An 8,919-nucleotide genomic window follows, 5' to 3' on the forward strand; every position below is an offset into this window, starting at 1 on the left:
TGTGTCCTGCGTTGGGGTAATCCTTCGTATCCGACATCGTCGCCACCGCGATCCCATCCCAGTCGGGTACGGCCCGCCCCCGGGCCTCATCGCGGATCGAAGGCCACCGGGTTTTCACACGCCCGTAGTAGTCCATTGGTTGTTGGTGCTGCTGTTCGGCGTCCACATGGCCACGGTGGAGCTGACGATGCGGTACCACCCTCCGCCCAGGTCCACGAGCTGCCACTGCAGGTTGGTGCTGCCGTCCCAGTTCCACTGCTTGAGGTTCGACCCGGAGGTGACATTCCCGCCGCTGTCGAGCACCAGGCCGGTGGTGACATTGGTGATCCGCACGTAGCTCGTCGGCGCTGGGCCAGAACCGGTCATGCGATACGTACGACCGGTTTGGCCGGGCAGTCTGATGACGTCGCTCTCGGGTTTGGTGACGCTGACGGTATCGCCGGTCGTGGTGTCGACCACCTGGTAGGTTCCGGCGAACATCCGGCTGCGTACGTTGACCGTCCCGTCGCGGTCGAATTTGATGAGGATCTCGGTGGCCCCGCCGGAGCTCCATGTCGCGTCCACGGTGTAGCCGCCGCGCCCACGAAGACCTTGCGCCTTCCCGTTCGGCCAGGCCGCCGGCAGCGCAGGCAGCACGTGCAGCTCGCCGTTGTGGCTCTGCAGCAGCATCTGGAACTCCAGGTCGCCGGTGAAGAGGTAGTGGTCCCAGATCATGGTGGCCAGCCACGCGCCGCCGGTCTGCCACATGCCCCAGGTCGCGCCATCGACGACCGAGCTGCCCCGCCACCCGTCGGTGTTGTGGTGGGTCACCCAGCCGCCGGCGTTGTACTGCACCCGGGCCGTGCGGGCGCCACTGACCGTGAGGTCGTTGATCATCTTGAACACCGGCTCGTAGCACTCCGACAGGTTCGTCGTGTCGGTCGGCCAGTAGTTCATGGGCAGGTTGGCGTTGAGGGTGTACTTCGAGTCCCAGGAAGGGGTCAGTGAGTCGTTCCAGATGCCCTGCAGGTTGGCGGGCTGGGTGCCCGGCCGTGAGGAGGAGATCAGCAGGTATCGGCCGAACTGGAACAGCAGCGCCGAGAACTGCGGGTCGCTGCTGTTGGCGCGCTGCGCGATCCGTACGTCGGTCGGCTGGTCGGCTGCCGCGGTGCGGCCGAGGTCGAGCGTCGTCCGACCGAACAGCCGCTGGTAGTCGGCGACGTGCCGGCCACGCAGGTCGTTGCTCCGGGCCAAGCCGAGATACACCGCCCGGGGAAGGGGCTGCTCTTGCACGGATATCCGATGCGCCTGCTTGCCGAGGGCTACCTGCCAACGAGCCGGCATTTCAAGGAGTTGTCGCTGGGTCCCGAGGTCGCAGGCACTGACGGCTACGTGCCCAACCAGCACATCCCGGAGAAGCAGAAGACCGGGCGGTGGGCTTTCGTACTCGGATCGGGTTACTACCAGGTCGGGGAGGTCGACGTACAGAGCGCGCACGCCTCCCACCTGACGGAGATGATCGCGATCCTTCGCACGCTCAGCACCATCCCCAGCAGGGCGAACGCCTTCCTCGTGGTGGATGACCGAGGCGCCGTCAATCCTGCCGCTGCCCTGGCCAGCGGTGAACGCTGGGCCGATGTACTTCGCCGGCACGGGTGGGTGGGCGCAGCGCTGCTCGCATCTACCCATGCTCATCTGCAGCGACTGGAGCAGGTCGAGATCCTTCTATATCGCAGCAACCAGCACCCGCTACAGCGGATGGCGAACCTGCTCCTCTCGACACCACTTGAGGATCTGTCACACCAGATCCTCGCGGGGAAGACGATTCCCCAGGAGCAGGCTGCTCTAGTCCATGCCCTCCGGCGTGCGACCTCGATCGCAGAGGTGCAGGCACCCTCCATTCGCTTCGTCGTCGACGTGGCTCAACGGCACAGATGGAAGGTAACCGGCAGGGCGATCGGGAAATGGGCGGGGAAGCCGCCGGGGTCAGGGGGTTGGGAGAGTTATGGGGGGTGATGTGCCGTACATCTGGGCTTGCAGGTGGTACAGGTCGGCGTAGCGGCCACCTGTGACCAGTAGTTGCTCGTGGGTGCCCTGTTCGGCGATCCGGCCCTCGTGCAGCAGATAGATGCGGTCGGCGTTGCGGACGCTGGAGAGTCTGTGGGTGATCAGGACGACCGTGCGGCCCGCGGCGACGCGGCGCAGTGTCTCGTAGACGGCGTATTCGGCCTTGGCGTCGAGCGGGGCGGTCGGCTCGTCCCAGATCAGCAGGTGACCGTCGCGGAACAGTCCGCGGGCGACGGCCAGCCGCTGCCACTGGCCGCCTGACAGGTCCTGGCCGCCGCGGAACTTCTTCGACATCAGGGTGTCCCAGCCGCGCGGGAGCCCGTCGATGACCTCGGTGGCGGAGGCGAGGTCGGCAGCGGTGCGCAACGCGACGTCGCCGGGATCGTCCTTGTCGTGGCGTCCGACCCGAACGTTGACCCTGGCGTCGTGCGGCCATCGGACCGGATGCTGCAGGACCATGACGACATGCGAGACCACCTCGGCGGCGTCCATTTCGGCGAGGTCGAGGCCGTCCCAGGTGACGGTGCCGCGCGTGGGGCGGTAGAGCCCGGCGATGAGTTTGGCGAGCGTGGTCTTGCCCGAGCCGTTCTCCCCGACGAGCGCGATGGTCTGGCCCGCGTCGATGGTCAGGTCGATGTCGCTCAGCGCGAGCCGGCCGTCACCCGCTCCCGCGTAGGAGAAGGCGACGCCACGCAGACCGATCCGTCGGGGTGCGGCCGGGACGGGCAGGCCCCCCACGGCGGGACGGCGGGTGCGTGCGTCCTCCAGGAAGGTCTCGTAGTCGCTCACGTAGAGCGCCTGCTCGAACAGCTGGTTGGCAGCCAGGACGAGACGGTTCAGCGCCGCGGTGGCGATCCGGATCGCGATGACGGCGGTGCCGGCGACGGCGAGCGGGATCCAGCCGATGTGGAGCAGCACCCCGAGCAGCACGAGAGTGGCCCCGGTGGCCACGCCCGCGAGCACGCGGCCCGCCGTGCGGGTGCGCGCCTGGGCCAGGGCGACACGCACCTCCTCGTCGCGCAGGACGTCCCCCACCCGCCGGTACTCCTCCAGCAGGAACGGCTGCGCCTGGCAGGCGCGGATCTCCGCCGCAGGCTCCCGCTCGGTGGCGAGGTCGGCCAGCATCAGGATCCGCCGGTTGAGCGTGACCATGCGCGCGGTCGCCTCGTAGCCCTGCTGGGCCGCGCGCAGCACGGCCCAGCCTTCGGGCAGCACGCTGAGGACGAGCACGGCGAGCAGCAGTGGGTGGAGCACGCCGATGCCGATGGCGGTCGCGGCGACAGCGAAGGCGGCGCCGATCAGTTCGACGACGTTGCCGGTGGCCCGTTCAAGGTAGTACAGCCCCCGGTCGCGGGCACGGTGCATCCGGTCGTAGAAGCCGTCGTCGTCGAACGCGGTCAGCTCGACCGCGAGGCTCGCGGAGAACAGTCCGTCTTCGGCCGCTCTGCGCACCGCGGGGTCGAGGCGCGCCCGGGCCAGCGTGACGGCCGTCTCCACGCCGCCGCGCAGCGCGTACACGCCGACCAGCAGCGCCAGGCCAGGGAGCGCCGCCATGACCCGGTCCGGGGTCGGCCCTCCGGAGAGGAGTTCTTCCAGCACGGCGGTGGTGGCCAGCAGCCCGGACGCCGTCGCCACGCCCGACACCGTGAGCAGCAGGAGGATGGCGAGGGCGGGCCGCCGTCCGGCCCGCCAGACGATGTCGAACACCGGGCGGACGGTGCGCGGCAGCCGCCGCAGGTTCTGCCAGAGCCCGCCGTCGCGGTCGGGGTCCGCCAGGTGCCAGTACGGCGAGTTCAGCTCGTCGTCGGTGCTCAGAGCAGCTCACCCCTCTGGGTCGGCCAGCACCACGGACAGTCGACGCTCAGCGCAGCTCACCCCTCCGGGTCGGGTAGCAGGACGGACGGGAGCGGGCTGTCCGGATGCATCCGCAGCAGCTGGTAGACCATGCCGCCGACGCCCGGCATCAGCCCCGGGGTGAAGGCGTCGCGGGCGAGGCCACTGATCGGCCCGTGCTCGTCGATGCCGCCGATCATCCGCGCGGTGAGGGCCTCACGGGTCAACCGTTCGGGCCCGACACCCGCCTCGATCGCGCGGTAAAGGATCTCCCAGTTGCCGAAGTCTCCGTGGCAGAGCGTGTGACTCCAGCCGAGACCTATCGACCAGGACGACGCGGCGGCGCGGCGGAGTACGTCCCGCCAGCGGGGGTCGCCCTCGCGGGCCAGCCGGTCGGCCGCGACGAGGCCGATGCCGCCGCCTCCGTGGCACCACGCGCTGGAGGTGACACGGGGATCGTCCACTTCGCGCAGGTCCCGCCATCCGTTACCATCCGGGTCGTACAGCGACTCCTCGAAGATGAACGCCTTGCTCGCCAGGGTGCCGAACTCGGCGCCGCCGGACGTGGCGGCGTCGGAGAGCCGGGCCAGCGCCCAGCCGATCCCGGTGGCGCCGTGCGAGACCCCGCCTATCCCCTGGGGGAACGCTGCGCTGGGCCAGGACGCTCCGCGGTCCTGGACGCGGGCCAGTGAGACCAGGCGCTCCCCGATGCGACGGGCCTCGGTGAACCATCGCTGGTCGCCGGTGCGTTCGGACAGGCGGAGCAACGGCACGATGGCGCCGGCCATGCCGGTGAGCAGGTCGTAGCCTTCGTCGGCGGCCACCGCCTCGGGCAGTTCCTCCGCCAGGGCACAGGCCCGGGCGACCGCTTCGGCGGAACCGACGGCGCCGAGCCCGCTCAGCAGCAGCCAGCTCCAGATCTGCGAGCCGATGCCGACATAGCCGCCCGGCGGGTCGGGGCGACGCCGCGGCCCGGTGTGCCGTTCTTCGGCGTCCCGGTCCTCGGCCATCGTGATCGTGCGGAGCAGACCGGCCAGCAGCTTGTCCAAGCCGAGCACCTTGTCGGCCCTTCCCTGCTCGGTCTCGCTCGCGTAGGCGGCCAGCAGGATGGCGACCCCGTACGCGCCGCCGTACACGTCAGGGCTCAGCGACTGCACGAACCAGCCGGTGGAGGTGAGCACCGGCGCGATCCAGGTGACCGTGCCGTCGTCGCCGTGGACCGCCGCGTCCAGCACGCTGCGGGCGATGGCGGCGGCCACCCGGCGCCGGCGCACGTCGAGGTCCTGGTGCCGGATGACGGGCGCGGCCATCGGCTTGTTGTCGGGCATCCACCCCTCGTTGAGGTAAGCGCTGACCAGGGCGGCCCGGATCACCTCGCGATCGAGGGCGGCGTCGCGGTCGCGCCAGCGCCGCAGCGCGTCCGCGATGAGGTCCTGCTCGTCTCCATACGAGGTTCCGCCGGGGCCGTCCAGACGACCACGGGCGGGCGATGTGGCGAAGAAGGGGATGTCGCCGGTCAGCAGCTCGACCACCTCGGCGTCGATCACCTCGGGGTCCGACGGTGCTCCGGGCAGGTTCTCGGCGTGCTGCGCCAGCAGCCGCGCGGCCTTGCCGACCGCAGTGGCCTCGTCGTGCAGTGATACCGGGTGCCACAGCATGCGGGCCAGCTCGGCGTAGGCCTCGGTGGCGCGGAGCACGACCCGGATGGGACGGTCGGCGAAGTCCTCGAGCAGCCCGGCCAGCTCGCCCGCCCGGTCCAGCGCGTCGAGCCGCTCGGTCAGCTCGACGAATCCCAACAGGACCCGGTCCCAGTAGCGGGCGAGGACCGGGTCAGGGCTCGGGTGGTTGGCCACCGCTCCCATCTCGGCCCGCGCCATGCCCACTCTGGCCATGTCCGTGCCCGCGTCGACGACGACGGGCACCTCGGTGTACGGCTGCTGACCGGGCAGCGCGCCGGCGGCCGACATGTCGACGCCGCGCCAGCCGAGCGAGACGCCCCGTCCGGGAAGAAGACCGGTGCGCAGCACCGACCCGCCGAGCAGATCGGTCGCCAGGTCCACGGCCTCGCCGTACCCCGAGGGCTTGGCGGGGGCGTGCGGGGTGAACAGCGTCTCGCAGTCGATGACGACGGGGGCCGGCCCGGCCGCGATGAGGTTCTCCGCGTGCAGGTCGCTGCCGCCTATCAGGCGCATCAGCGCCAGCCAGTGCCCGATGCCGCGGTAGAAGGACCGCAGCTCCGCGTCGTCCGCGCAGTAGCGGTGCCCGATGTGCTCCGCCCACCCATACCCCTCACGGACCAGCACGTCAGGTACGCGGATGTCGGTCCCGGCGGGCAACTCGGCGGCCAGGCGGGCGATCAGCCGGGCCAGTGCCTCGTCCACGGCGAGGGAGCGGGGCTTGTAGACGACCTGCCCCTGCGAACCGTGCAGGACGGCGACGGTGCGCCCGCCGCGATGGCTGTCTCCCGCCCCGAAATCGACCCGGACCAGGTCACCTCGGAGGCCACCCGGCAGCGCGGCGAGCGCCGCCCGGTCGGCGGCGAACCGGCGGGCCAGTTCCTCGGCCGCGGCACACCGGTTGCTGATGATCGTGGCAAGCCTGGACGGCATCGGGGGGTAGTGCTGCCCCATGGATCGCCAGAACTCGGGCGTCGCGGCCGTCGCCTTCCATTCCTGCCACCGCAGCTGCGGAGTCTGCGCGGTCAGCCTTCCACTGATCCTGGCCGCGTTGAGTTCCAGCAGCAGTACGCGGTTGACCTTGAGACGGACGGTCTCCTCCAATGCTTCGGCGGCCGCCTGGTGGATCACCTGGGCCTCCGCCGGCGTGAGGCCGGGGATCGATCCCAGCGTGGGCGACAGCCCGGCCAGCGCCGGTGCGGTCAAATACTCCAGCGACGGGTCGAATTCCCCGGCCATACGTCCAACCTTCCTTGATCAGCAGCAGAGGCCGGTGCGACCTGCGGTGCAGGCGCTGGCCCTCTTGGTGGTGTCCATGAGTGCCAGCGTGATCTCCGACTCGGCGTACTCACCTGTGAGCAGCGGGCCGGCCGGGTTGTCCTCAATGGTCGCCGTTCCGCTGCGCCAAGCAGCGACGATCTCCTCGGAGCGTCCCAGCGTGACGGGCATGCTTACTCCTTTCGTGGACAGGTGTGCTGTCCTGCGTTGACCGGGGGGTTCGAGGTCAGCAGCAGGGGATGGTGCGGTTGCCGGTGCACGAGCTCGGCCGCCGGGTGTCGTCGCGAACCATCGTGATCTCCGACTCGGCGTACTCGCTCATGAACAGCGGGCCGGCCGGGTTGTCCTCGATGGTCGCCGTTCCGCCGCGCCAAGCAGCGACGATCTCCTCGGAGCGTCCCAGGGTGACAGGCATGCTTACTCCCTTCATGACCGACGTCTCGACCCACGCTAATCAGCCGCTCCAGAAAATCAACACATATCGGACGTAATGTGCACTTGGTTGCATTCCGGAGAAATGTCGAAAATTGCCATTGACTGCGGCCAATCTTGCACCGACGTCCAGCAGGGCCACGCGGCACGCCGTTCACGTCACCTGTGCGGCCAGGACGGGACGACGGTCCCGCACGTCAGAGACTCGACCGGCGATGGCCGTAATCCTCGCTCCGGCGACGGCGACCATTTGCGCGGGCGGACTGCTCGGGAATCGCTCTTCCACGCAGGAAGGGAAGCCGGGAATGATTTCGCCAGATCGGAGGTGCCGATAACAGGTGACGAATAACCCCGGAGGCGTGACCGTCTCACGACATTCCCAGCTGGTATACAGTTTGCCTGGCATTGCGGACGACAGTTATTTCGATTTGTGAATGCGACCCCAGGGAAAGGCCGGCCGCGAGGGGGAGCCTGCTTCGGGACGAAGAAGGCCGTGGGTATCGACGCGGACCCACCTGCGGGCCGGGCCGGACGACGCAGTATTGAAGGAGCGCGCGGTGCGGTGCCGGGTGCGGGCCGCAGGCATGCGGTCGCGAACACCGCAGCGGTCTGCTCGGGGGCGAGCGGGCCCCCGACCAGGGGAGATGCGCAACATCGTGGACGGGCTCCTCAGCCAGAGCGGCGGAGACCTCGGCGCGGAACAGGAGGCCGTCGTCTCGCCCAGCAGGCCAGCCCGTGCACAACGCGGTCGCACGGGTAACGTCGCCGGCACCGTGATCCAGGCCGGGGACGTGTACGGCGGGCTGACGATCGCCTGACCCACCGTTCTGCCCCTGGCGCACTCATGGTGAGGGCCCAAGCTCAGGCGGCGAGAGCCACCGCGAAGTCCCGTGAACGTCATCGAAGTCGCGCCACGCATGAATGAGCAGCCGACACTGCAGACTCGGCCAAAAGTAGTCTTGATCACGCCGGGTCTGGCCTTGCGAGGTTGGATACGCTGAGCGACATGCTGCTGGCGGAACCAAACATCTGAGATGGGCCACTGGACCAAACTGGCGATCGGGGAACTCACCTTCGAATGGAAGTACCAGATCCCCACCTTCCTCACCTTCCTTTTCGCCAATGAGTAGGTATTCGTCGAGTTCGGCGATGGCGAGGACGGGTCGACCAAGCTCGGCTATCGCACGACTGTCGCCACAGCGCGAGGCGTCCTCGATGGGCACGGCTACACCATGGAGTTCCTCGCCGGGATCTACGACTCTTTCCGTCCAGACCTGGACGCTGAAGTGCGGTCCTTGGTTGAGGAAGCGTTCATGGAGGCCGACGGTATCGGGGAAGACGAGGAAATCGACGAAGAGGCCATGCGCCGAAGGGTCGATGATCACCTTTCCCTCTCAGCTGGGTCCCCGCTCGATGGCTTAAGGGCCTTCCGCTTCTTTCTGCATGACATAGTCACCGAGAACACCGGCTCCCTCATCATGGATCTCGCCGACCTTGACGCCCTTGACATCCTGACAGTCCACTCGGGGTCGCGTCCGAGATGCGGTGTAAAAGTGAACGAGCGTAGGTTGCCGTGCTGAACCGACCAAAGTTCGCACTACGCAAGGACCTACGCTCGTGGCACGCACACTACCGCCCGTTCAGGCCATTCGCG

General features: G+C 68.8%; 8 protein-coding genes. 3 read left to right on the forward strand and 5 right to left on the reverse strand.

Annotation, left to right across the window (positions count from 1 at the left end; genetic code table 11):
• Nucleotides 1–114: 114 nt before the first annotated feature.
• Nucleotides 115–1,272, reverse strand: coding sequence for a glycosyl hydrolase family 95 catalytic domain-containing protein (locus tag LDL49_RS58980; protein ID WP_225302752.1), 1,158 nt, complete (start codon nt 1,270–1,272; stop codon nt 115–117).
• Between the two features lie 9 nt (nt 1,273–1,281).
• Between LDL49_RS58980 and LDL49_RS54030 the strand changes: the two genes are divergently transcribed.
• Nucleotides 1,282–1,995, forward strand: a complete 714-nt coding sequence (locus tag LDL49_RS54030) for a hypothetical protein (protein ID WP_225302753.1) — start codon at nt 1,282–1,284, stop codon at nt 1,993–1,995.
• Here LDL49_RS54030 and LDL49_RS54035 read toward each other — a convergent pair.
• The 4 genes from LDL49_RS54035 to LDL49_RS54050 form a co-directional block, all read right to left on the reverse strand.
• Nucleotides 1,966–3,753 carry an ABC transporter ATP-binding protein gene (locus LDL49_RS54035; protein ID WP_225302754.1) on the reverse strand — a complete coding sequence of 596 codons (1,788 nt, stop codon included), beginning with the start codon at nt 3,751–3,753 and terminating at the stop codon, nt 1,966–1,968. The two genes, LDL49_RS54030 and LDL49_RS54035, sit on opposite strands and share 30 nt — an antisense overlap.
• Nucleotides 3,754–3,917: 164 nt before the next feature.
• Nucleotides 3,918–6,794, reverse strand: a complete 2,877-nt coding sequence (locus tag LDL49_RS54040; RefSeq protein WP_225302755.1) for a type 2 lanthipeptide synthetase LanM family protein — start codon at nt 6,792–6,794, stop codon at nt 3,918–3,920.
• Nucleotides 6,795–6,812: 18 nt separating this feature from the next.
• Complete coding sequence (locus LDL49_RS54045) at nt 6,813–7,004, reverse strand: DUF6229 family protein (protein WP_225302756.1); 192 nt, start codon at nt 7,002–7,004, stop codon at nt 6,813–6,815.
• A gap of 55 nt (nt 7,005–7,059) precedes the next feature.
• Nucleotides 7,060–7,248, reverse strand: a complete 189-nt coding sequence (locus LDL49_RS54050; protein WP_225302757.1) for a DUF6229 family protein — start codon at nt 7,246–7,248, stop codon at nt 7,060–7,062.
• Nucleotides 7,249–7,909: 661 nt separating this feature from the next.
• Here LDL49_RS54050 and LDL49_RS54055 point away from each other — a divergent pair.
• Both LDL49_RS54055 and LDL49_RS54060 read left to right on the forward strand, forming a co-directional pair.
• Nucleotides 7,910–8,083, forward strand: a complete 174-nt coding sequence (locus tag LDL49_RS54055; protein WP_225302758.1) for a hypothetical protein — start codon at nt 7,910–7,912, stop codon at nt 8,081–8,083.
• A 414-nt stretch (nt 8,084–8,497) separates the two neighbouring features.
• Nucleotides 8,498–8,845, forward strand: coding sequence for a hypothetical protein (locus LDL49_RS54060; protein WP_225302759.1), 348 nt, complete (start codon nt 8,498–8,500; stop codon nt 8,843–8,845).
• Nucleotides 8,846–8,919: the final 74 nt, after the last annotated feature.

Source organism: Nonomuraea aurantiaca, from assembly GCF_020215705.1.
Taxonomy (GTDB): domain Bacteria; phylum Actinomycetota; class Actinomycetes; order Streptosporangiales; family Streptosporangiaceae; genus Nonomuraea; species Nonomuraea aurantiaca.

Bases quoted from the DNA above. Each gene is read 5' to 3' on its own strand.
- LDL49_RS54055 (WP_225302758.1), top strand. From the start codon at position 7,910: ATGCGCAACATCGTGGACGGGCTCCTCAGCCAGAGCGGCGGAGACCTC.
- LDL49_RS54040 (WP_225302755.1), bottom strand. From the start codon at position 6,794: ATGGCCGGGGAATTCGACCCGTCGCTGGAGTATTTGACCGCACCGGCG.
- LDL49_RS54060 (WP_225302759.1), top strand. From the start codon at position 8,498: ATGGAGTTCCTCGCCGGGATCTACGACTCTTTCCGTCCAGACCTGGAC.
- LDL49_RS54050 (WP_225302757.1), bottom strand. From the start codon at position 7,248: ATGCCTGTCACCCTGGGACGCTCCGAGGAGATCGTCGCTGCTTGGCGC.
- LDL49_RS54030 (WP_225302753.1), top strand. From the start codon at position 1,282: ATGCGCCTGCTTGCCGAGGGCTACCTGCCAACGAGCCGGCATTTCAAG.
- LDL49_RS54045 (WP_225302756.1), bottom strand. From the start codon at position 7,004: ATGCCCGTCACGCTGGGACGCTCCGAGGAGATCGTCGCTGCTTGGCGC.